This is a genomic window from Parafrankia sp. FMc2, assembly GCF_041008525.1.
GTDB lineage: Bacteria > Actinomycetota > Actinomycetes > Frankiales > Frankiaceae > Parafrankia.
The window spans coordinates 76,291-98,566 of sequence record NZ_JBFLUG010000001.1; the positions used below are offsets into that span (position 1 = coordinate 76,291).

Here is a 22,276-nt window from a genome sequence, read left to right on the forward strand (position 1 = left end):
CGGCCACGGTCTACAGCACCTCCGGCGCCAGCGAAATGATCTTCATGAAACGCTTGTCCCGCAGCTCACGGCCGACCGGGCCGAAGATGCGGGTACCGCGGGGGTCTCCGCCATCGCGGATGAGGACCGCCGCGTTCTCGTCGAACCGGATGTAGGAGCCGTCCGGGCGCCGCCGCTCCTTGGTGGTGCGCACCACGACCGCCTTGACCACGTCGCCGCGCTTCACGCCGGCGCCGGGCAGGGCGTCCTTCACCGTTCCGACGATGATGTCGCCGATCCCCGCGTAACGACGCCCAGAGCCGCCGAGCACGCGGATGCACAGAATTTCCCTGGCTCCGGTGTTGTCGGCGACCCGAAGTCGCGACTCCTGCTGAATCACTTTCTGCTCCTGATCACCCGTTGCCGCCCGACCGCCGCCGGCCGGCTCTCTCCCCTGCCGCCGGTGACGACCGCGAGGTCACCGCGCCCGGCCGGCCGGGGGCCCGCAGCTCGCGAGCCCCCGAGGTCCCGAAGGACCTACTTCGCCTTCTCGAGGACCTGGACGACCCGCCAGCGCTTGGTGGCCGACAACGGCCGGGTCTCCATCAGCAGGACGCGGTCACCCACGCCCACGTTGCCGCTCTCGTCGTGCGCCTTGACCCGCTTGGTGCGGCGGATCGTCTTGCCGTAGAGCGGGTGCTGGACCCGGTCCTCCACCGCGACGACGACCGTCTTCTGCATCTTCTCGCTGATGACCAGCCCCTCCCGCACCTTGCGGAAGCCGCGCTCGGTGGACGCGTCCGCGGGCGCGGTGGTGGTCGTGCTGTCCGTGCTGGTGTCGCTCACTTCGTCTCCGCTCACTGCACTCACGCGTCCGAACCGGCGGCGTCCGCCGCGACGGCCGGGTCATCGCTCAGGCCGAGCTCGCGCTCGCGCATGACCGTGTAGATCCGGGCGATGTCCCGACGGACGTCACGCAGCCGCCGGTTGTTGCGCAGCTGCCCGGTCGCGCCCTGGAAACGGAGGTTGAACAGCTCCTCCTTGGCCTCCCGAAGCTTGTCCACCAGCTCGGTGCTGGACAGCGCGCGCAGGTCGTCCGCAGTCGTGACAGCCATCAGGCACCACCCTCACGGGTCACGAAGCGGCACTTCATCGGCAGCTTGTGGATGGCCCGACGCATCGCCTCACGGGCGACGGGCTCGGCCACACCGGAAAGCTCGAACATGATGCGTCCGGGCTTCACGTTCGCGACCCACCACTCCGGGGAGCCCTTGCCGGAACCCATCCGGGTCTCGGCAGGCTTCTTGGTGAGCGGACGGTCCGGGTAGATGTTGATCCAGACCTTTCCACCACGCCGGATGTGCCGGGTCATCGCGATACGCGCCGACTCGATCTGCCGGTTCGTCACGTAGGCCGACTCCAACGACTGGATCGCGTACTCACCGAAGGCGATCCTGGTGCCGCCCTTGGCCGCGCCCGTCCGCTTGGGGTGGTGCTGCTTGCGGTGCGCGACCTTCCGGGGAATAAGCATGTTTCCTAACCCTCCGCCTTCTCCGGCGTGCCCTGGGTCTCGGTGACCGCCGGGGCCGACGTCGCCTCGGGCGCGGCAGGTGCGGCGGTCTCAGCCGGCGCAGTGCTGGCCGGCGTGGTCTCGACCGTCGCCTTCTCAGCCGCGGCCTTCTCCGCACCGCCACCGCCGCTGCCGCCGGCACCACCGGCGCCGCCGCTACCACCGCGACCGCGCCGGTCACCGGCACGAGCCGCCGCGCGACCCGCGTCCGTTCCGCCCTGCGTGGTGCCCGAGGAACCCGAGCGCGGCCCGCGTCGCGGCCGTTCCCGGCGCTGCTGGCGCAGGAGCGCCTCCTGGGCCTCCCGCTCCGCGCGGCTCTGGACGATGTCGCCCTTGTAGATCCAGACCTTCACGCCGATGCGGCCGAAGTTCGTCCGGGCCTCGTAGAAGCCGTAGTCGATGTCCGCGCGCAGCGTGTGCAGCGGCACCCGACCCTCGCGGTAGAACTCCGACCGGCTCATCTCGGCACCGCCGAGACGACCCGAGCACTGCACCCGGATGCCCTTGGCGCCGCTCTTCATCGCCGACTGCATGGCCTTGCGCATCGCGCGACGGAAGCTGACCCGGCTGGAGAGCTGCTCGGCGACGCCCTGTGCCACGAGCTGCGCGTCGACCTCAGGGTTCTTCACCTCGAGGATGTTGAGCTGCACCTGCTTGCCGGTGAGCTTCTCGAGGTCACCGCGGATGCGGTCGGCCTCGGCGCCACGCCGGCCGATCACGATGCCCGGGCGGGCGGTGTGGATGTCCACCCGCAGCCGGCCCTGGGTGCGCTCGATGTCGACCCGGCTGATACCGGCCCGCTCCATGCCCTTGGACATCATCTTGCGGATCTTGACGTCCTCACCGACGTACGCCTTGTACTGCTTGTCGGCGTACCAACGGGAGGTGAACTCCGACGTGATGCCAAGTCGGAACCCGTGCGGGTTTACCTTCTGCCCCACTACCGGGCCCTCCTAGTCGTCCTGGCGCCGGCGCCCGTCGCGACCGGTTCCCGGCTCTCCACCACGATCGTGATGTGGCTGGTGCGCTTGCGGATCCGGTATGCCCGGCCCTGGGCGCGGGGCCGGATGCGCTTGAGCGTGGGTCCCTCGTCGACGAACGCGGATGCGATCCACAGCGTCGCCGGGTCGAGATCGTGGTTGTTCTCGGCGTTGGCCACCGCGCTCGCCACGACCTTGTAGACATCCGTGCTCGCCGCCTGCGGCGCGAACCGCAGGATGTCGAGCGCCTCGCCGGCAGCCCGGCCACGGACCAGGTCGATGACCCGGCGGGCCTTTGTCGGGGAGGTGTGCACGTACCGGGCGGTCGCCCTGGCGCCGGGCAGGCCCGAGCGGGTCAGGCCATCAACCAGGTCGTCAGCCACGGCGTGACCTCCGGTCCTCCTTGACGTGCCCGCGGAAGGTGCGCGTGGGCGCGAACTCGCCGAGCTTGTGCCCGACCATTCCCTCGGTGATGAACACGGGGACGTGCTTGCGCCCGTCGTGCACCGCGATGGTGTGGCCCAGCATGTCGGGGATCACGGTCGAACGACGCGACCAGGTCCGGATGACGTGCTTGGTGCCCTTCTCGTTCTGAACGTCCACCTTCTTGAGCAGGTGGTCGTCGACGAACGGGCCCTTCTTAAGACTGCGTGGCATGGCTGTGTCTCCTCCTTCCTGCTCAGTGGTGGGTGCGGATCGAACTGGCCGGCAGCCAGGCGAGCAGGGTCATGACTACCGCCGCCTGTTCTGCTTGCGGCGCCGGACGATCAGCGCGTCGCTGGACTTCTTCGTACGGCGGGTGCGGCCCTCCGGACGGCCCTTCGGGTTGACCGGGTGGCGGCCACCGGAGGTCTTGCCCTCACCACCACCATGGGGGTGGTCGACCGGGTTCATCGCGACACCACGGACGGTGGGACGGCGGCCCTTCCAGCGCATCCGGCCGGCCTTGCCCCAGTTGATGTTGCTCTGCTCGGCGTTACCGACCTCGCCGACGGTGGCGCGGCAGCGCACGTCGACGTTGCGGATCTCACCGGAGGGCATCCGGAGCTGCGCGTACGGACCGTCCTTGGCGACGAGCTGCACACTGGTGCCGGCGCTGCGAGCGATCTTGGCGCCGCCGCCGGGACGCAGCTCGATGGCATGGACCACGGTGCCGGTCGGGATGTTGCGCAGCGGCAGGGCGTTGCCCGGCTTGATGTCCGCGCCGACGCCCGAGCTGACCATGTCGCCCTGGCGCAGCTTCACCGGGGCGAGGATGTAGCGCTTCTCGCCGTCGAGGTAGTGCAGCAGAGCGATCCGCGCGGTGCGGTTCGGGTCGTACTCGATGTGCGCGACCTTGGCCGGCACACCGTCCTTGTCCCGCCGGAAGTCGATGATCCGGTAGGCGCGCTTGTGACCGCCGCCCTGGTGGCGGGTCGTGATCCGCCCGTGGACGTTACGACCGCCCTTGGAGTGCAGCGGGCGGACGAGCGACTTCTCCGGGTGATCACGGGTGATCTCGACGAAGTCCGCGACGCTCGACCCACGACGCCCCGGCGTCGTCGGCTTGTACCTGCGAATACCCATGTTCTACTTCCGATCCGACGCCGGGCCGAGCGGCACCCGGGTACGCCCCACGCGGGTGTCAGGCACCGGGGCCTCCGAAGATCTCAATGCTGTCACCGGGCGCGAGGCTGACGAGCGCCCGCTTGGTGGCCGAGCGGTGTCCCCAGCCGTGCTTGGTCCGCTTGCGCTTGCCCGCCCGGTTGATCGTGTTGACCCGGGTGACCCGCACGTTGAAGATCTTCTGCACGGCGAGCTTGATCTGGGTCTTGTTCGCGTCGGGGCGAACGATGAACGTGTAGACGTTCTCGTCGAGCAGGCCGTAGCTCTTCTCGGAGACGACCGGCCGGAGAATGATGTCTCGCGGGTCGGGGATCACTTGTCCTCCTCCTCGCTGGCCGAGGTGCCAGCCGAGGCCGCCGGACGTGAGCCGCGGCCGAGGAACGCGGTGAGCGCACCCTCGGTGAAGACCACGTCGTCACTCACCAGCACGTCATAGGTGTTGAGCTGGCCCGGGTCGAGCAGGTGAACCTCGGCCACGTTGCGCAGGCTGAGCCAGGTCAGCTCGTCCGAGCGGGAGGCCACGACCAGGACACGGCGCGCGGCGACCAGGCTGGTCAGCGCGGCCACGGCCGACTTCGTCGACGGGGCGTCCCCGGCGACCAGCGACGAGACCACGTGCACCCGGTCGTTGCGGGCCCGGTCCGACAGGGCCCCGCGCAGCGCGGCGGCCTTCATCTTCTTGGGTGTCCGCTGGTCGTAGTTGCGCGGCGTCGGGCCGTGGACGATGCCACCGCCGGTGAACTGCGGCGCGCGCAGCGAACCCTGCCGAGCCCGGCCGGTGCCCTTCTGGCGGTACGGCTTGCGCCCACCGCCGCGGACCTCGCCGCGGGTCTTCGTCGAGTGCGTGCCCTGCCGGGCCGCGGCGAGCTGCGCCACGACCACCTGGTGGATCAGCGGCACGTTCACCGGCACGTCGAACACCGCGCCGGGCAGCTCGACGCTGCCTGCGTCGCCGCCCGCGGGGGCGTGCACCGGGACCGTGCGGTCCGCGGGCGCATCCGCCTCGGCGGGGGCTTCCTTCGTCATCGATGCCGTCGGGCTCATGCCGAGGCCTCCTCACCGGTGCCGGCGGCCGCGGTGGCCGCGACCGGAGCGGCCGGCTCCGGAGCGGGGCGCTTGGCCGCGCTGCGAACGAAGACCAGACCGCCGTCGGGGCCGGGAATCGCACCCTTGATCAGCAGGAAGCCACGCTCGGTGTCGACGGCGTGGATGGTCAGCCCGGCCACGGTCACGCGGTCGTGCCCCATCCGGCCGGCCATCCGCAGGCCCTTGAAGACCCGTCCCGGAGTGGCGCAGCCGCCGACGGAACCCGGGGAGCGGTGCTTGCGCTCGACACCGTGACCGGCACCCAGGCCCTTGAAGCCGTGCCGCTTCATGACACCGGCGAAGCCCTTGCCCTTGGAGGTACCGGTGACGTCGACCACCTGGCCGGCGTCGAACACCTCACCGGTCAGCTGCTGGCCGGGACGGTAGTTACCGGCGTCGGCGGTACGCAGCTCCACCAGATGCCGCCGGGGAGTGACACCCGAGGTCTCGAAGTGGCCACGCAGTGGCTTGTTGATCCGCCGCGGGTCGATCTCGCCGTAGCCGAGCTGGACGGCCGAATAGCCGTCGGAGTCGGGCGTCTTGACCTGGGTCACGACGTTGGGGCCGGCCTGAATGACGGTGACCGGCACGACGCGGTTGTTCGCGTCCCATACCTGGGTCATCCCGAGCTTGGTGCCCAGGAGCCCTCTGTAGTTGCGGTTGAGCATGACTGGCGCCGGCCCCTCTTACAGCTTGATCTCGATGTCCACGCCGGCGGGCAGGTCGAGGCGCATCAGCGAGTCGACCGTCTTCGGCGTCGGGTCAAGAATGTCGATCAGCCGCTTGTGCGTCCGCATCTCGAAGTGCTCGCGGCTGTCCTTGTACTTGTGCGGCGACCGGATGACGCAGTAGACGTTCTTCTCCGTCGGCAGCGGCACCGGACCCGCGACCTGCGCACCGGTACGCGTCACGGTCTCGACGATCTTCCGCGCCGAGCTGTCGATGACCTCGTGGTCATAGGCCTTGAGCCGGATGCGGATCTTCTGTGCCGCCATGGTGGGCTTCGCCTGTCCTGTCTGTCTCGTCCGGCCGGTATTACTACCGGGTCCCCGTCGACCTCGCCTAGCTCCGCGGCGCGGGTCGCCGCCGCGAGGACGGGCGACCCGGCGGGGCCGGGTTCGTGCCGGGTGTACCGCCTTGTCTGACGCCCGTCGGCACGCACATCGCGAGCCCCCGGGCAGCTACCTGCTCCACTCCCGGTCGCACGCCGGCCGGGACGCACCAGGCGCCCCGGCGTGCCGCCGGGCAGCAACAGTGGGCGGCGGGCCCTGTGAGGCACCCGCCGCCCGCGGCTACTACTTGATGACCTTGAGAACCTGGCCCGCACCGACGGTCCGGCCACCCTCACGGATGGCGAACCGCAGGCCCTCCTCCATGGCGATCGGCTGGATCAGCTCGACCGTCATCTCGGTGTTGTCACCCGGCATGACCATCTCGGTGCCCTCGGGGAGGGTCACGACGCCGGTCACGTCGGTGGTGCGGAAGTAGAACTGCGGCCGGTAGTTCTTGAAGAACGGCGTGTGCCGGCCACCCTCGTCCTTGTTGAGGATGTAGACACGCGCCTCGAACACCGTGTGCGGGGTGATCGACTTCGGCTTGACGATGACCTGGCCGCGCTCGACGTCCTCGCGCTTGATGCCGCGCAGGAGCAGACCGACGTTGTCACCGGCCTGGCCCTCGTCGAGCAGCTTGCGGAACATCTCGACGCCGGTCACGGTCGTCGTCGTGGTCTCCGGCTTGATGCCGACGATCTCGACGGTCTCGTTGACCTTGACGATTCCACGCTCGATACGACCAGTGACGACGGTGCCACGACCAGTGATCGTGAAGACGTCCTCGATCGGCATGAGGAACGGCCGGTCGATGTCACGCTCGGGCTCGGGGATGGACGCGTCCACCGCGGCCATGAGCTCGAGGAGCTTCGCGCCCCACTCCTTGTCGCCCTCCAGCGCCTTCAGCGCGGAGACGCGGATCACGGGGACGTCGTCGCCGGGGAACTCGTAGGTGTTCAGGAGCTCCCGGACCTCGAGCTCGACGAGCTCGAGGATCTCCTCGTCGTCGACCATGTCGGCCTTGTTGAGCGCGACGACGATGTAGGGCACGCCGACCTGGCGGGCGAGGAGCACGTGCTCCTTCGTCTGCGGCATCGGGCCGTCGGTCGCCGAGACCACCAGGATCGCGCCGTCCATCTGCGCGGCACCGGTGATCATGTTCTTGATGTAGTCCGCGTGGCCGGGGCAGTCGACGTGGGCGTAGTGCCGGGCGTCGGTCTGGTACTCGACGTGCGCGATCGAGATCGTGATACCGCGGGCCTTCTCCTCCGGCGCCTTGTCGATCTGGTCGAACGGCGTGAAGGGGTTGAGGTCCGGGTGCGCGTCGTGCAGAACCTTGGTGATGGCTGCCGTCAGCGTCGTCTTGCCATGGTCGATGTGACCGATGGTGCCGATGTTGACGTGCGGCTTGGTCCGCTCGAACTTCTGCTTCGCCACTGGTGTCCCTCCAAGGACGGGTGGTGTCGTGCTTGTGTCGTGGTCAGTGGGCCGGCACTGTCGTCAGTGGTGCCGGCACCCCGGCCCGCTGGGAGACCTGACTACTCGCCTCGCGCCTTCGCGATGATCTCCTTGGCGACGTTCTGCGGAACCTCGGCGTAGGAGTCGAACTGCATCGAGTAACTCGCCCGACCGGAGGTCTTCGACCGCAGGTCACCGACGTACCCGAACATCTCCGACAGCGGCACCAGGGCCCTGATGATGCGGGAACCGCCCCGCTCGTCCATCGCCTGGATCTGCCCGCGGCGCGAGTTCAGGTCGCCGATCACGTCACCCATGTGGTCCTCGGGCGTCGTGACCTCGACCGACATCAGCGGCTCGAGAATGACCGGGTCGGCCTTCCGCGCGGCCTCCTTGAACGCCATCGAACCGGCGATCTTGAAGGCGAGCTCGGAGGAGTCCACGTCGTGGAACTGGCCGTCCCGCAGGGTGACCTTGACGTCCACCAGCTGGTATCCGGCCAGGACACCGAACTCCATGGCCTCCTGGCAGCCGGCGTCCACCGAGGGGATGAACTCCTTGGGGATACGCCCGCCCGTCACCTTGTTCTGGAACTCGTAGCCGCCGCCGTCGCCGCCGGAGGGCTCGAGGTCGATGATCACGCGAGCGTACTGGCCGGAGCCACCCGTCTGCTTCTTGTGGGTGTAGTCGACCTTCTCCACCTTGCGGCGGATGGTCTCGCGGTAGGCCACCTGCGGCTTGCCGACGTTCGCCTCGACGCCGTACTCACGGCGCATCCGGTCGACGAAGACCTCGAGGTGCAGCTCACCCATGCCGGCGATGACCGTCTGACCGGTCTCCTCGTCGGTGCGGACCTGGAAGGTCGGGTCCTCTTCGGTGAGCCGCTGGATCGCGGTGCCCAGCTTCTGCTGGTCAGCCTTGGTCTTCGGCTCGATGGCGACGTCGATAACCGGGGCAGGGAAGATCATCGACTCGAGGATGACCGGCGAGCTCGGGTCGCAGAGCGTGTCGCCGGTCGTGGTGTTCTTCAGACCCACCACGGCGACGATCTGACCCGCGCCCACGCCTTCCCGGTCCTCCCGGTGGTTGGCGTGCATCTGCAGGATGCGGCCGATCCGCTCCTTGCGGTCCTTGGTGGAGTTGAGCACCGCGGTACCGCTGGTGATCTTGCCGGAGTACACCCGGATGTAGGTCAGCTTGCCGACGTACGGGTCCGACATGATCTTGAAGGCCAGGGCGGAGAACGGAGCGTCCTCCTCAGCCTCACGGATGACCTCGGTCTCCTCGTTGCCGACCGCGTGGCCGGTGACCGCGCCGATGTCGGTCGGCGAGGGGAGGAAGTCGACCACCGCGTCGAGCATGGGCTGAACGCCCTTGTTCTTGAAGGCCGAACCGCAGAGCACCGGGTTGACCTTGCTGGCCACCGTGGCACGCCGCAGCGCCGCCATGAGCTGCTCCTCGGTGGGCTCCACGCCCTCCAGGTACAGCTCCATGAGGTCGTCGTCGTTCTCGGCGACGGTCTCGACCAGCTTCTCCCGCCATTCCTGCGCGGCTTCGGCATGGTCGGCGGGGATGTCAACCGTCTCGTAGGAGGCGCCCTTGTCCTCCGTGTGCCAGAGCAGGCCCTTCATGCGGATCAGGTCGATCACGCCACGGAAGTCGGCCTCGACACCCCAGGGAAGCTGGATGACGGCGGGCGTCGCGTCCAGCCGGTCGACCATCATGTCGACGCAGCGGTGGAACTCGGCGCCGACCCGGTCCATCTTGTTGACGAACGCGATCCGCGGGACGTCGTAGCGGTCGGCCTGCTTCCACACCGTCTCGCTCTGCGGCTCGACACCGGCGACGGCGTCGAACACCGCGACCGCGCCGTCGAGGACGCGCAGCGAACGCTCCACCTCGACGGTGAAGTCGACGTGACCCGGAGTGTCGATGATGTTGATGGTGTGATCGCGCCAGGAACAGGTGGTGGCGGCGGAGGTGATGGTGATCCCCCGCTCCTGCTCCTGCTCCATCCAGTCCATCGTGGCGCCACCCTCGTGAACTTCACCGATCTTGTAGTTCACACCGGTGTAGAAGAGGATGCGCTCGGTGGTGGTGGTCTTGCCCGCGTCGATGTGGGCCATGATCCCGATGTTTCGGGTCGCGGCCAGGGCGGAACGTGCGTCAGCAGCCATGATGAGTTACCAGCGGTAGTGGGCGAAGGCCTTGTTGGACTCCGCCATCTTGTGGGTGTCCTCCCGGCGCTTCACGCTCGCGCCGAGGCCGTTGCTCGCATCGATCAGCTCGTTCATCAGGCGCTCGGTCATCGTCTTCTCACGACGACCGCGGGAGTACCCGACGATCCAGCGCAGCGCCAGCGTCGTGCTGCGGCCCGCGCGGACCTCGACCGGCACCTGGTAGGTGGCGCCACCGACGCGACGGGGACGCACCTCGAGGGTGGGCTTGACGTTGTCAAGCGCACGCTTGAGCGTGACGACCGGGTCGTTGCCGGTCTTGTTCTTGGCGCCCTCGAGCGCGCCGTACACGATGCGCTCCGCCACCGACTTCTTGCCGCTCATCAGCACCTTGTTGACCAGAGCGGTCACCAACGGCGAGCCGTAGACCGGGTCGATGACGACGGCGTGCTTGGGTGCTGGCCCCTTGCGCGGCATCAGCCCTTCTCCTTCTTCGCGCCGTAGCGGCTGCGAGCCTGCTTCCGGTTACGGACGCCCTGCGTGTCGAGGGCGCCCCGGACGATCTTGTAGCGGACGCCCGGGAGGTCCTTTACTCGGCCGCCACGCACCAGCACGATCGAGTGCTCCTGCAGGTTGTGGCCAACACCCGGGATGTAGGCGGTGACCTCGATCCCGCTGTTGAGCCGGACGCGGGCGACCTTGCGCAGCGCCGAGTTCGGCTTCTTGGGCGTGGTCGTGTAAACGCGGGTGCACACGCCACGACGCTGCGGGCTCCCCTTGAGTGCCGGGGTCTTGGTCTTCTCGACCTTGTCCTGCCGGCCCTTGCGGACCAACTGCTGGATCGTGGGCAACGCCGCTCCCGTTCCTTCGTGCCTCGTCGTACTCCTCGGCAGCCATCCCGGATGGCCGGCCTGTCTGCCTGCTGTGTCGCGGTGCGGCCCCGCCGGTCGGCACGGAACGGGCGCCGGAGCGCTCCCTTCCGACCCACGCGGTCGGGCGTGTCGCGCCCTTCAGGACTGCTCGAAAGATCCGAACCGTCCCGGTAAGGAGCGCGCCCACCCGGCCATCAGCCGGCTCGAACCTGACAGTCACCGACGGCGGCCTGGGTGCCTGACCTGAAAGGTCGACTCCCGGCGCCACGGCGCCACATCTAGGCGCAGGACACACGCCAGAGCCACGTGGGCTCCAGCCACAGGTGCCAACATTACTCCACGCCCGCGTCAAGTGTCGAACGGGGTATCACCCGACGACCACGACACCCCGCGCTCGGCAACAGACGGCCTGCCTGCGCCTTCCCGCCGAGCTGCGCGACCAGCGCCCACTCGGCGTGCCGCGGGTGTGCTGCCGGCGTGTTTCCGCCGTGCTGCCCATGAGCGACGCCGGCTGGTAGCACCGGACACCCTTCGCGCCGAACGCCCGCGAACCGCCCCCGGCCGCCGCGTACGCCCAGGTGCAGCGCGTTTCGAGGGTCCTGTCGAGCCTGGTACCCATGATGGAGAAGGATGTGTCCGTGTCCAGTTCCCCGCCGCCGTCCCCGCCTGCGGCTGCCCGGCCGGCGATCGCGGCCCGGTCCGGCTCCGACCTGCGTGATGGACCCGATGGACGCGATGGACGCGATGGACGCGGCCGCCCGACCCGGCCCGGCCGCGCGGAGCTGCTGGCCGCCTACGGCACGACCGTCCCCGATCTGGTCGGGTCCGAGACCCGGGTGCTGCTGTGCGGCATCAACCCGTCCCTGGAGTCCGGGGCGACCGGGTTCCACTTCGGGACACCGAGCAACCGTCTCTGGCCGGTCCTGCACCTGGCCGGGTTCACCTCCCGCCGGCTGCACCCGTCGGAGACCGACGAGCTGCGGGCCCGCGGCATCGGCATCACGAACCTGGTGCACCGGGCCACCGCGCGGGCGGACGAGATCGACGACGACGAGGTGCGCGCGGGCGTCCCGGTACTCACGGCGCTGGTCGAGCGGATCCGCCCCGACTGGGTGGCGTTCCTGGGCCTCGCCGCCTACCGGATCGGCTTCGGGCGGAGGACGGCGAAGGTGGGCCGCCAGCCGGAGCACCTCGGGCCGGCCGGTGTGTGGCTGCTACCCAACCCCAGCGGCCTCAACGCCCACTATCAGCTCCCCGACCTGGTGCGGGTCTACGGCGAGCTCCACAAGGCGGCGTACGGGGGCCCGGCCCGGTCATCGTCCGGCGGGACGGAGCCTGGCGTCTCCGCGCCTCCAGAGGCGATCTGACGGACCACCGCAGCTCTGTCCAGGGGCTTGACGGCCTGGCCCGGACAGCGCCACGACGCCCGGCCGCGGACTGACCGGCACGGTCAGGACCTGTCGCGGCCACCGGCGCCGGCGAGGGGCTCGACGGCGACGGTCGGATAGGGGCCCGCGAGCCGGGCCAGGTCGGCCGGGTCACCAGTGAGGATCACCCCGCCGCCGCCCTCCACCGCCGCGGCCACCGCGTGGGCGTCCGCGAGATACCGGGAGCCGAGGCCGGCCTGGGCGAGCACCGCGCCGGCAAGCCGGGCCATCGACCGGTCGGTGTCCCGCAGGCTCAGCGCGTCGGCATCCCGCGCCAGCAGGGCGTCCACAGCAGCGCTGCGGCCCGCGCCGCGGTAGAGCTCGGCCAGCACGATGGTGGGCACCACGACGTCGCGCTGCAGGCGGATGGCAGCCCGCATCGAGTTGCGGACCTGGCCACGGCTGTGATGGTCACGGTGGAGGAGTGCGTTGACCGCCTCCGCGTCCAGCACAAGCCTCACGCCGGAGGCCCGCCGAGCAGGCGCATGTACCGCTCGGTCTCCTCCTCGTCCGCAGCCGGGTCGCGCCTGGGGGCCTCGGCGTCGAGTCGCTCGACAAGCGCTTCGAGCGCCCGCTGACGGCGGCGGCGGTCGAGCTCGCCGCGCAGGGCGAGGTTCACCTGGGCGGAGAGGTTCTCCCCCGCGGCCTCCAGCTCGGCGACCAGGTCGGCGTCCAACGTGATCGACACCTTGCGCTTCGCCGGCGGACCGGAACCGCCTGGCGGGAGCCTGCCCACCGTCATCACCGCCAGAGTCATGGATCAATCCTACTGTGATCCTACTGTGATCCCACCAGCCGATCGCTCTCCGTTCCCGGCAACGCGAACGGCCCGGTGTGGCCGCATGCAGCGGACACACCGGGCCGTGGCGAGGTCAGACCGACCAGCACCGTCGCGCCGGGTGGGCCCATCGACCCACCCGGCGCGGCCGGGTCAGCGGTAGTCGCCCGAGCTGCGGTAGTCGAACTCGTCCAGCGGAACGGCCTGGCCGGAGCCGGTACCGAACGCGCCGTACTCGACCGAGCCGCCGTCCTCGTAGCCACTGACCGAGTACATCGCCGCCCGTGCCTCGTCGGTCGGCTCCACCCGGATGTTGCGGTACCGGGAGATGCCGGTACCCGCCGGGATGAGCTTGCCGATGATGACGTTCTCCTTGAGGCCGACCAGCGAGTCCGAGCGGGCGTTGATCGCCGCGTCGGTGAGCACCCTGGTCGTCTCCTGGAAGGACGCCGCCGACAGCCACGACTCCGTGGCCAGCGAGGCCTTGGTGATGCCCATGAGCACCGGGCGGGCCGAGGCCGGCTGGCCGCCGGTCTCCACCACGCGGCGGTTCTCAGCCTCGAACCGGGCGCGCTCGACGAGCTCGCCGGGCAGCAACGCGGTCTCCCCCGACTCCAGCACGTTCACCCGCTTGAGCATCTGGCGGATGATGATCTCGATGTGCTTGTCGTGGATCGACACACCCTGCGACCGGTACACCTCCTGCACCTGGTCGACCAGGTGCAGCTGCACCTGGCGGGGGCCGAGGATGCGCAGCACCTCGTGCGGGTCGACCGCGCCGTCGATCAGCTGGGCGCCGACGTCGACCCGCTCGCCCTCGCGGACCCGCAGCCGAGAGCGGCGGGACACCGGGTAGGCGATCTCCTCGCTGCCGTCGTCGGGGACGATGACGACCTTGAAGGTCTTCTCCGTCTCCTCGATCTTGACCCGGCCGACCACCTCGCTGATCGGGGCCTTGCCCTTGGGGCTACGGGCCTCGAACAGCTCGACGACACGGGGCAGACCCTGGGTGATGTCATCACCGGCGACGCCACCGCTGTGGAAGGTACGCATCGTCAGCTGCGTACCCGGCTCACCGATCGACTGCGCGGCGACGATGCCGACGGCCTCACCGACGTCCACCAGCTTGCCGGTGGCCAGCGAACGGCCGTAGCACTGCGCGCAGACACCCATCCGCGACTCACAGGTGAGCGCCGAGCGGACCCGCACCGACTCGATCCCGGCCTCGATGATCTGGCCGATGACCACGTCGCCGGCGTCGGCGCCGGCCGGGACGACGACCTCGCCCTGGGCGTCGACGGCGTCGGAGGCGAGCGAGCGGGCGTACGCGGAGGTCTCCGCGTAGCGGTCCCGCACCAGCACCCCGTCCGGCCCCTTGCGGGCGATCCGGGTGAGGATGCCGCGCTCGGTGCCGCAGTCCTCCTCGCGGACGATGACGTCCTGGCTGACGTCCACCAGACGACGGGTCAGGTAGCCCGAGTCCGCGGTCCGCAGGGCGGTGTCGGCGAGACCCTTACGAGCACCGTGCGTGGAGATGAAGTACTCGACGACGGTGAGGCCCTCACGGAAGTTCGCCTTGATCGGCCGCGGGATGATCTCACCCTTGGGGTTGGAGACCAGTCCACGCATGCCGGCGAGCTGCCGGATCTGCATCATGTTTCCGGCGGCCCCGGAGTTGACCAGTGTGTAGACCGGGTTGGTCTCCGGGAAGTTCGCCTCCATGGCCTCGGCGATCTTGTTCGTCGCCTCGGTCCAGATCTGCACCAGTTCGCTGCGGCGCTCCTCGTCGGAGAGGAAACCGCGGCCGAACTGCTTCTCGACCCGCTCGGCCCGCTGCTCGTACTCGTCGAGGATCTGGGCCTTGTTCGGCGGTGCCACGACGTCCTCGATCGCGACCGTCACACCGGACCGGGTGGCCCAGTAGAAACCGGCGCTCTTGAGGGCGTCCAGTGTCGCGGCGACCTGGATCTTCGGGTACCGCTCGGCGAGGTCGTTGACGATCGCCGCCTGGGCCTTCTTGTTCAGCTGGGCGTTGATGAAGGGGTAGCCCTCCGGCAGCGCCTCGTTGAGCAGGCAGCGCCCGAACGTGGTCTCCAGGGTGAACGGGTCCCCCGGCAGCCAGTCGGCGGGCGGCGTCCACTCGGTCGGCGGCGTGCTCTCCCGCAGCCGGACCTTGATCAGGGCCTGCAGCCCGATCTCACGCGCGTCGAAGGCCATCTGCGCCTCGGCCACGCTGGAGAAGTAGCGGCCCTGGCCGAGCTCGTCATCGGTGATCCGGGACAGGTGGAACACCCCGGTCACCATGTCGAGGCTCGGCATGGCCAGCGGACGCCCCGACGCCGGCGAGAGGATGTTGTTGCTCGACAGCATCAAAATCCGGGCCTCGGCCTGCGCCTCCGCGGACAGCGGCAGGTGCACGGCCATCTGGTCACCGTCGAAGTCGGCGTTGAAGGCGGTGCAGACCAGCGGGTGGATCTGGATGGCCTTGCCCTCGACCAGCTGCGGCTCGAACGCCTGGATGCCGAGACGGTGCAGGGTCGGCGCCCGGTTGAGCAGCACGGGGTGCTCGGTGATGACCTCTTCGAGCACGTCCCACACGACGGGGCGGGCCCGCTCGACCATGCGCTTGGCCGACTTGATGTTCTGCGCGTGGTTGAGGTCGACCAGCCGCTTCATCACGAACGGCTTGAACAGCTCCAGCGCCATCTGCTTCGGCAGCCCGCACTGGTGCAGCTTGAGCTGCGGGCCGACGACGATGACCGAACGGCCGGAGTAGTCGACGCGCTTGCCGAGCAGGTTCTGGCGGAACCGGCCCTGCTTGCCCTTGAGCATGTCGGACAGCGACTTGAGCGGGCGGTTGCCGGGCCCGGTGACGGGCCGGCCGCGGCGGCCGTTGTCGAACAGCGCGTCGACGGCCTCCTGCAGCATCCGCTTCTCGTTGTTGACGATGATCTCGGGCGCGCCGAGGTCGAGCAGCCGCTTCAGCCGGTTGTTCCGGTTGATCACCCGGCGGTACAGGTCGTTCAGGTCGGACGTCGCGAAACGGCCACCGTCGAGCTGCACCATCGGGCGCAGGTCCGGCGGGATGACCGGGACGCAGTCGAGCACCATCCCCATCGGGGAGTTGCGGGTGTTCAGGAACGCCGAGACGACCTTGAGCCGCTTGAGCGCACGGGCCTTCTTCTGCCCCTTGCCGCTGCGGATGGTCTCCCGCAGCGACTCCGCCTCGGCGGCCAGGTCGAAGTCGGCGAGCCGGCGCTGCAGCGCCTCGGCTCCCATGCCGCCCTCGAAGTACTGGCCGAACCGGTCGCGCAGCTCGCGGAAGAGCAGCTCGTCGGGCTCCAGGTCCTGGACCTTCATGCCCTTGAAGCGATCGAAGACCCGCTCGAGGTCGTCGATCTTGCGCTGGGAGCGGTCGCGGATCTGGCGCATCTCGCGCTCGGCCGACTCACGCACCTTGCGGCGGGCGTCGCCCTTGGCCCCTTCGGCCTCGAGCTGCGCGAGGTCCTCCTCCAGCTTGCGCTGGCGGGTCTCGACATCGGCGTTCTTCTTGTCCTCGAGCTGCTGCTTCTCGACCCCGATCCGGGCCTCGAGCGTCGGCAGATCGCGGTGCCGGGAGTCGATGTCGACCTTGGTGATCATGTACGCGGCGAAGTAGATGACCTTCTCGAGGTCCTTCGGCGCGAGGTCGAGCAGGTAGCCGAGCCGGCTCGGCACACCCTTGAAGTACCAGATGTGGGTGACGGGAGCGGCGAGCTCGATGTGGCCCATCCGCTCGCGGCGCACCTTGGCGCGCGTGACCTCGACGCCACAGCGCTCACAGATGATGCCCTTGAACCGGACCCGCTTGTACTTCCCGCAGTAGCACTCCCAGTCCCGGGTGGGACCGAAGATCTTCTCGCAGAAGAGTCCGTCCTTCTCCGGCTTGAGGGTGCGGTAGTTGATCGTCTCCGGCTTCTTGACCTCACCGAACGACCACTGGCGGATGTCGTCCGCGGTGGCCAGGCCGATGCGCAGCTCGTCGAAGAAGTTGACGTCCAGCAAGACTGTCGCCTGCTCTCTCTTTCTCAGTCGGGACGCTGCCGGGGCCCCCGGTCGGCGCCGGTGGGCGCCGGGCCGGGTGGCACGAGTGGACGGGGGCGGGGGCCCGCCGGAACCGGCCGTGGCCGGTCGGTACGGGTGCCTGGTGGGCGTGGGCCTGGCGGGCATGTGCCGCCCGGCCCGCCGCTACCGGGCGGGCCCCCCGTCACGTCAGACCTCTTCGACGCTGCTCGGCTCACGCCGCGACAGATCGATACCGAGCTCCTCCGCCGCGCGGAAGACGTCCTCGTCGGTGTCCCGCATCTCGATCGAGACGCCGTCGCTGGACAACACCTCGACGTTGAGGCACAGCGACTGCATCTCCTTGATGAGGACCTTGAACGACTCCGGGATACCGGGTTCCGGGATGTTCTCGCCCTTGACGATCGCCTCGTAGACCTTCACACGGCCCACGACGTCGTCGGACTTGATCGTCAGCAGTTCCTGCAGGGCGTAGGCGGCGCCGTACGCCTCCAGCGCCCACACCTCCATCTCACCGAACCGCTGGCCGCCGAACTGCGCCTTACCACCGAGCGGCTGCTGCGTGATCATCGAGTAGGGGCCGGTCGACCGGGCGTGGATCTTGTCGTCGACCAGGTGCAGGAGCTTGAGGATGTAGATGTAACCGACCGCCACCGGGTACGGGTAGGGCTCGCCGGTCCGGCCGTCGTACAGCTCGGCCTTGCCGGAGGAACCGATCATCTGCTGGCCGTCCCGGTTGGGCAGGGTGGCGTCCAGCAGACCGGTGATCTCCTCCTCGCGGGCGCCGTCGAACACCGGCGTCGCCACGTTCGTCCCGGGCGGGGCGGCGTCGGCGCCGATACCGCGCAGGCGCTCCTTCCAGCCCTCGGTGCCCGAGTCGACCTGCCAGCCGGTCTTGGCGACCCACCCGAGGTGGGTCTCCAGGATCTGGCCGATGTTCATCCGGCGCGGCACGCCGTGCGGGTTCAGGACGACGTCCACCGCGGTGCCGTCGGGGAGGAAGGGCATGTCCTCCACCGGCAGGATCTTGGCGATGACGCCCTTGTTGCCGTGCCGGCCGGCGAGCTTGTCACCATCGGTGATCTTCCGCTTCTGGGCCACGTAGACGCGGACCAGCTCGTTCACGCCCGGAGGCAGCTCGTCGCCGTCCTCGCGGGAGAACACCCGGACACCGATGACCTTGCCGGACTCGCCGTGCGGCACCTTCAGCGAGGTGTCGCGGACCTCCCGGGCCTTCTCACCGAAGATCGCGCGGAGCAGGCGCTCCTCCGGGGTCAGCTCGGTCTCGCCCTTCGGGGTGACCTTGCCGACCAGCACGTCACCGGGCGACACCTCGGCGCCGATCCGGATGATGCCGCGCTCGTCGAGGTCGGCCAGGACCTCCTCGGCAACGTTCGGGATGTCCCGGGTGATCTCCTCCGGGCCCAGCTTGGTGTCCCGGGCGTCGACCTCGTGCTCCTCGATGTGGATCGAGGAGAGGACGTCGTCCTGGACCAGCCGCTGGGAGAGGATGATCGCGTCCTCGTAGTTGTGCCCCTCCCACGGCATGAAGGCGACGAGCAGGTTCTTGCCCAGCGCCATCTCGCCGTTGTCGGTGCATGGGCCGTCCGCGATGACCTGGCCGGCCTCGACCCTGTCCCCCTCGAACACGATCGGCTTCTGGTTGATGCAGGTGCCCTGGTTCGACCGGCGGAACTTCGCCAGCCGGTAGGTGCGCCGCGTCCCGTCGTCGTGCATGACGGTGATGTAGTCGGCCGACAGGTCCTCGACCACACCGGCCTGGGCGCAGACGACGACGTCGCCGGCGTCCTTGGCCGCCCGGGCCTCCATGCCGGTGCCCACCAGCGGAGCCTCGGAACGCAGCAGCGGAACCGACTGCCGCTGCATGTTCGAACCCATCAGGGCCCGGTTGGCGTCGTCGTGCTCGAGGAACGGGATCATGGCCGTCGCGACGGACACCATCTGCCGCGGCGAGACGTCCATGTAGTCGACCTCGTCCGGCGGGATGAACTCGACCTCACCGCCCTTGCGGCGGACCAGGACGCGGTCCTCGGCGAACGTGCCGTCCGCGTTCAGCGGGGTGTTCGCCTGCGCCTTGACGTGCCGGTCCTCCTCGTCCGCGGTCAGGTAGTCGATCTGGCCGGTGACCCGGCCGTTCTCCACCTTGCGGTACGGGGTCTCGACGAAGCCGAACGGGTTGACCCGCGCGAACGTCGACAGCGAGCCGATCAGACCGATGTTCGGGCCTTCCGGCGTCTCGATCGGGCACATCCGGCCGTAGTGGCTGGGGTGCACGTCGCGGACCTCGAAGCCGGCCCGCTCCCGGGACAGACCGCCGGGGCCCAGCGCCGACAGGCGGCGCTTGTGGGTCAGACCGGCCAGCGGGTTGGTCTGGTCCATGAACTGGGAAAGCTGGCTGGTGCCGAAGAACTCCTTGATGGAGGCGACGACCGGCCGGATGTTGATCAGGGTCTGCGGCGTGATCGCCTCGACGTCCTGCGTGGTCATGCGCTCACGGACGACGCGCTCCATCCGGGCCAGGCCGAGCCGGACCTGGTTCTGGATGAGCTCGCCGACGGTGCGCAGCCGCCGGTTGCCGAAGTGGTCGATGTCGTCGACCTCGTAGTTGTCCTGGTCCTGGCCGGCGTGCAGCTTGACGATGTACTCGATCGTCCGGACCACGTCGTCCTCGGTGAGGACGCCGACGTCGTGCGCGACCTCGAGAGTCAGCTTCTTGTTCACCTTGTAGCGGCCGACCTTCGCCAGGTCGTAGCGCTTCGGGTTGAAGAAGAGGTTCTCCAGCAGGGTCTGCGCCGACTCCCGCGTCGGCGGCTCGCCGGGGCGGAGCTTGCGGTAGATGTCGAGCAGGGCGTCGTCCTGGCTGGAGGTGTGGTCCTTCTCCAGGGTGACCCGCATCGACGGGAAGTCGCCGAACCGCTCGAGGATGCGAGCCTCGTCCCAGCCCAGCGCCTTGAGCAGCACGGTGACCGACTGGCGGCGCTTGCGGTCGATGCGCACGCCGACGGTGTCGCGCTTGTCGATCTCGAACTCGAGCCAGGCGCCTCGCGAGGGGATCACCTTGCAGGAGAACAGATCCTTGTCGGACGCCTTGTCGATCGCCTTCTCGAAGTAGACACCCGGGGACCGGACGAGCTGGCTGACCACCACGCGCTCGGTGCCGTTGATGACGAACGTGCCCTTCGGGGTCATGAGCGGGAAGTCGCCCATGAACACCGTCTGGCTCTTGATCTCACCGGTGGTGTTGTTGGTGAACTCGGCGGTGACGAACAGCGGCGCCGAGAAGGTCATGTCCTTGTCCTTGCACTCCTCGACGGAGTACTTGGGAGGCTCGAACCTGTGATCCCGGAAGGACAGGGACATCGAGCCGGAGAAGTCCTCGATCGGAGAGATCTCCTCGAAGACCTCCTCCAGCCCGGAGGTGATGGGGACGTCGTCCCTACCGGCGTCGATAGCCTCCTGGACCCGCTCCGCCCAGACGTCGTTACCGATCAGCCAATCAAAGGACTGCGTCTGCAGGGCGAGAAGATCCGGGACCTCGAGAGGCTCGATGATCTTTGCGAACGAGATGCGGGGGGCGGAACGCGAGGCGGCCAAGGTGGTCCTTCCGGTGGCCTGATCGTGGGGCTGGCGTCGCGGATGTCAAGGATCCGTTTGGGGGTGGTCAGGTGATCAGTGTCTCGCTACGGTTATGCGGAACATCGGCGGGGGGTACCCCGGCAATGCGAGGATCCCGAGGTGAGGACTCCTTCGCCGCTGCGGTGATCCGCCGGACGGCGCTCGCCCTCGCGGACGCCGACGCGGCCGTGCGGTCGAGCCGTGCGGGGCAGGCGTCCATGCGGGGCCCGTACCGACCGCGCAGGGCCGGATCCGGGCGCGACGAAGCCGCCGCGGGTCTGATCGGCAGGCGCGGGGAACGTCCACGCGCCGCCGGCGCGGCGATCTCAAATCGACGTGTCGGTGCAAGGGCGAGAAGTCTCGTTCGGGTCTCGATGCGGACAGCCGGGCCGCCGTGCTCACTGACGAGGCACGACCACGCCGCTCTCGCGTCACCCCGAACCCGCTGAGGCGGCAGGTGCTCGGCCATTGGCCAGAGGACCGCGGACCGCCCCGCGGCGCGAATCCGATCACCCGAAGGGGCCGGATCCCGATGTCGAACGTGTTACCGACGAGCCCGATGCAACGAGAAAGACAGCGCAAACTAGCAGTGTAGCCGAAGGCTTCACTGCTGGCAAGGACGAGGCATCGGTACGTCGCGCGCTGCTTCCCTACGAAGGTTCGCGAAATGATGGAACTCCGTTGCCCGGGAGCTCGTCAAGGTCTCGGAGGCAACATCGTCACGAGCGCAATCCCCTGCTCGGCAGGATCCCCCGCCCCCGGCTCGCTCGCCAGCCCGACCGCCCCGCCCCGCGACGGCGCGTCGGCCGATCCCGAACATGCGGCGTGAAAAGGCCATTCGTGCATGAGCCCGGCAGTCCTGACAGCTCGGACGAGCGAGCGCGGCGCCCGGCGGGACGCGCCGATGATCCGCGCCCTCGGCCGCACAAGCCCCGTGGCCGACCGGCGGACGTCACCTAGGTCTTACCACCCATGGCGCCCCGTGCCGGGCTCTGACGCGGCCTGCCGGCAACGACGAGGCTACGACGAAGCCCCGCCCCGGAGAACCGGGGCGGGGCTTCGATGCGTTCTGGTCGGGCAGCCGGGGCCCGACCGGGCGGCCAAGCGCGGGAGCCCGGGCGCGGACGTCTCGGCGCCCGCCCCGAAGGTGCTCCCTGCCGGGCCTGGGTGCCGCGATCGGCACCCAGGGGAACTACTTGACGGTGACCGAGGCGCCAGCGCCCTCGAGGGCCGCCTTGGCCTTCTCCGCGGCCTCCTTGGCAACCTTCTCCAGGACGGGCTTGGGCGCGCCGTCGACGAGGTCCTTGGCCTCCTTGAGGCCCAGGCTCGTGAGCGCGCGGACCTCCTTGATGACCTGGATCTTCTTGTCGCCGACAGACTCCAGGATCACGTCGAACTCGTCCTGCTCCTCAGCGGCGGCGGCCTCGCCGCCGGCGCCACCGGCAGCCGGGGCGGCCGCGACGGCGACCGGCGCGGCCGCGGTCACGCCGAAGGTGTCCTCGAACTGCTTCACGAACTCGGAGAGCTCCAGGAGGGTCATCTCCTTGAACGCGTCGAGCAGCTCGGTGGTCGAAAGCTTCGCCATGGTGGCGGT

At 69.2% G+C, this 22,276-nt stretch carries 22 protein-coding genes; 1 reads left to right on the top strand and 21 read right to left on the bottom strand.

Features of this window, described 5'->3' with window-relative positions:
- Positions 1-10 precede the first annotated feature (10 nt).
- The 16 genes from rplN to rpsL all read right to left on the bottom strand — a co-directional run bounded on the left by rplN (position 11) and on the right by rpsL (position 10,758).
- Positions 11-379 carry a 50S ribosomal protein L14 gene (rplN, locus tag AB1460_RS00350; RefSeq protein ID WP_006539142.1) on the bottom strand — a complete coding sequence of 123 codons (369 nt, stop codon included), beginning with the start codon at positions 377-379 and terminating at the stop codon, positions 11-13.
- Between the two features lie 137 nt (positions 380-516).
- A complete protein-coding gene (gene rpsQ / locus AB1460_RS00355; protein WP_368958504.1) occupies positions 517-825 on the bottom strand; it encodes a 30S ribosomal protein S17 in 309 nt (102 codons plus the stop codon).
- Positions 826-845: 20 nt separating this feature from the next.
- Positions 846-1,094: a 50S ribosomal protein L29 gene (gene rpmC, locus AB1460_RS00360; protein ID WP_018638468.1), complete on the bottom strand. Its 249-nt coding sequence runs from the start codon at positions 1,092-1,094 to the stop codon at positions 846-848.
- Positions 1,094-1,510, bottom strand: a complete 417-nt coding sequence (gene rplP / locus AB1460_RS00365; protein ID WP_018505125.1) for a 50S ribosomal protein L16 — start codon at positions 1,508-1,510, stop codon at positions 1,094-1,096. The genes rpmC and rplP overlap by 1 nt, the downstream gene beginning before the upstream one ends.
- 5 nt (positions 1,511-1,515) lie before the next feature.
- On the bottom strand, positions 1,516-2,490 hold the full coding sequence (rpsC, locus tag AB1460_RS00370; protein ID WP_368958505.1) for a 30S ribosomal protein S3: 975 nt from the start codon (positions 2,488-2,490) through the stop codon (positions 1,516-1,518).
- Positions 2,490-2,912: a 50S ribosomal protein L22 gene (gene rplV, locus AB1460_RS00375; RefSeq protein ID WP_368958506.1), complete on the bottom strand. Its 423-nt coding sequence runs from the start codon at positions 2,910-2,912 to the stop codon at positions 2,490-2,492. Before rplV ends, rpsC begins: the two co-directional genes overlap by 1 nt.
- On the bottom strand, positions 2,905-3,186 hold the full coding sequence (gene rpsS, locus AB1460_RS00380; RefSeq protein WP_018505128.1) for a 30S ribosomal protein S19: 282 nt from the start codon (positions 3,184-3,186) through the stop codon (positions 2,905-2,907). The genes rplV and rpsS overlap by 8 nt, the downstream gene beginning before the upstream one ends.
- Before the next feature lie 75 nt (positions 3,187-3,261).
- Positions 3,262-4,095, bottom strand: coding sequence for a 50S ribosomal protein L2 (gene rplB, locus AB1460_RS00385; protein ID WP_018638472.1), 834 nt, complete (start codon positions 4,093-4,095; stop codon positions 3,262-3,264).
- 58 nt (positions 4,096-4,153) lie between these two features.
- Positions 4,154-4,450, bottom strand: a complete 297-nt coding sequence (gene rplW / locus AB1460_RS00390; RefSeq protein ID WP_018505130.1) for a 50S ribosomal protein L23 — start codon at positions 4,448-4,450, stop codon at positions 4,154-4,156.
- The gene (rplD, locus tag AB1460_RS00395; protein ID WP_368958507.1) at positions 4,447-5,178 is read right to left on the bottom strand and encodes a 50S ribosomal protein L4; all 732 of its coding nucleotides are present in this window, start codon (positions 5,176-5,178) and stop codon (positions 4,447-4,449) included. Before rplD ends, rplW begins: the two co-directional genes overlap by 4 nt.
- Positions 5,175-5,888 (bottom strand): 50S ribosomal protein L3, encoded by a 714-nt coding sequence (rplC, locus tag AB1460_RS00400; RefSeq protein WP_018638474.1) that lies wholly within the window; start codon positions 5,886-5,888, stop codon positions 5,175-5,177. The genes rplD and rplC overlap by 4 nt, the downstream gene beginning before the upstream one ends.
- A gap of 18 nt (positions 5,889-5,906) precedes the next feature.
- Complete coding sequence (gene rpsJ, locus AB1460_RS00405) at positions 5,907-6,215, bottom strand: 30S ribosomal protein S10 (RefSeq protein WP_006539131.1); 309 nt, start codon at positions 6,213-6,215, stop codon at positions 5,907-5,909.
- 300 nt (positions 6,216-6,515) lie between these two features.
- The gene (tuf, locus tag AB1460_RS00410; protein ID WP_018505133.1) at positions 6,516-7,709 is read right to left on the bottom strand and encodes an elongation factor Tu; all 1,194 of its coding nucleotides are present in this window, start codon (positions 7,707-7,709) and stop codon (positions 6,516-6,518) included.
- Positions 7,710-7,810: 101 nt separating this feature from the next.
- Positions 7,811-9,907 carry an elongation factor G gene (gene fusA, locus AB1460_RS00415; protein WP_368958508.1) on the bottom strand — a complete coding sequence of 699 codons (2,097 nt, stop codon included), beginning with the start codon at positions 9,905-9,907 and terminating at the stop codon, positions 7,811-7,813.
- Positions 9,908-9,913: 6 nt separating this feature from the next.
- A complete protein-coding gene (rpsG, locus tag AB1460_RS00420; protein ID WP_368958509.1) occupies positions 9,914-10,384 on the bottom strand; it encodes a 30S ribosomal protein S7 in 471 nt (156 codons plus the stop codon).
- Positions 10,384-10,758 carry a 30S ribosomal protein S12 gene (gene rpsL / locus AB1460_RS00425; protein WP_009740532.1) on the bottom strand — a complete coding sequence of 125 codons (375 nt, stop codon included), beginning with the start codon at positions 10,756-10,758 and terminating at the stop codon, positions 10,384-10,386. The genes rpsG and rpsL overlap by 1 nt, the downstream gene beginning before the upstream one ends.
- A gap of 638 nt (positions 10,759-11,396) precedes the next feature.
- Between rpsL and mug the strand changes: the two genes are divergently transcribed.
- Complete coding sequence (gene mug / locus AB1460_RS00430) at positions 11,397-12,146, top strand: G/U mismatch-specific DNA glycosylase (protein ID WP_368958510.1); 750 nt, start codon at positions 11,397-11,399, stop codon at positions 12,144-12,146.
- 83 nt (positions 12,147-12,229) lie between these two features.
- On the opposite strand, the gene AB1460_RS00435 is transcribed toward mug, so the two are convergent.
- From AB1460_RS00435 to rplL, 5 genes are all read right to left on the bottom strand, one after another.
- Positions 12,230-12,667, bottom strand: coding sequence for a PIN domain-containing protein (locus AB1460_RS00435; RefSeq protein WP_368958511.1), 438 nt, complete (start codon positions 12,665-12,667; stop codon positions 12,230-12,232).
- On the bottom strand, positions 12,664-12,963 hold the full coding sequence (locus AB1460_RS00440) for a type II toxin-antitoxin system CcdA family antitoxin (RefSeq protein ID WP_368958512.1): 300 nt from the start codon (positions 12,961-12,963) through the stop codon (positions 12,664-12,666). Before AB1460_RS00440 ends, AB1460_RS00435 begins: the two co-directional genes overlap by 4 nt.
- A gap of 174 nt (positions 12,964-13,137) precedes the next feature.
- Positions 13,138-17,028 (bottom strand): DNA-directed RNA polymerase subunit beta', encoded by a 3,891-nt coding sequence (locus tag AB1460_RS00445; protein WP_368958513.1) that lies wholly within the window; start codon positions 17,026-17,028, stop codon positions 13,138-13,140.
- 207 nt (positions 17,029-17,235) lie between these two features.
- Positions 17,236-20,661, bottom strand: a complete 3,426-nt coding sequence (rpoB, locus tag AB1460_RS00450) for a DNA-directed RNA polymerase subunit beta (protein WP_368958514.1) — start codon at positions 20,659-20,661, stop codon at positions 17,236-17,238.
- Positions 20,662-21,874: 1,213 nt separating this feature from the next.
- Positions 21,875-22,267 (bottom strand): 50S ribosomal protein L7/L12, encoded by a 393-nt coding sequence (rplL, locus tag AB1460_RS00455; protein WP_018638482.1) that lies wholly within the window; start codon positions 22,265-22,267, stop codon positions 21,875-21,877.
- Between the last annotated feature and the right edge of the window lie 9 nt (positions 22,268-22,276).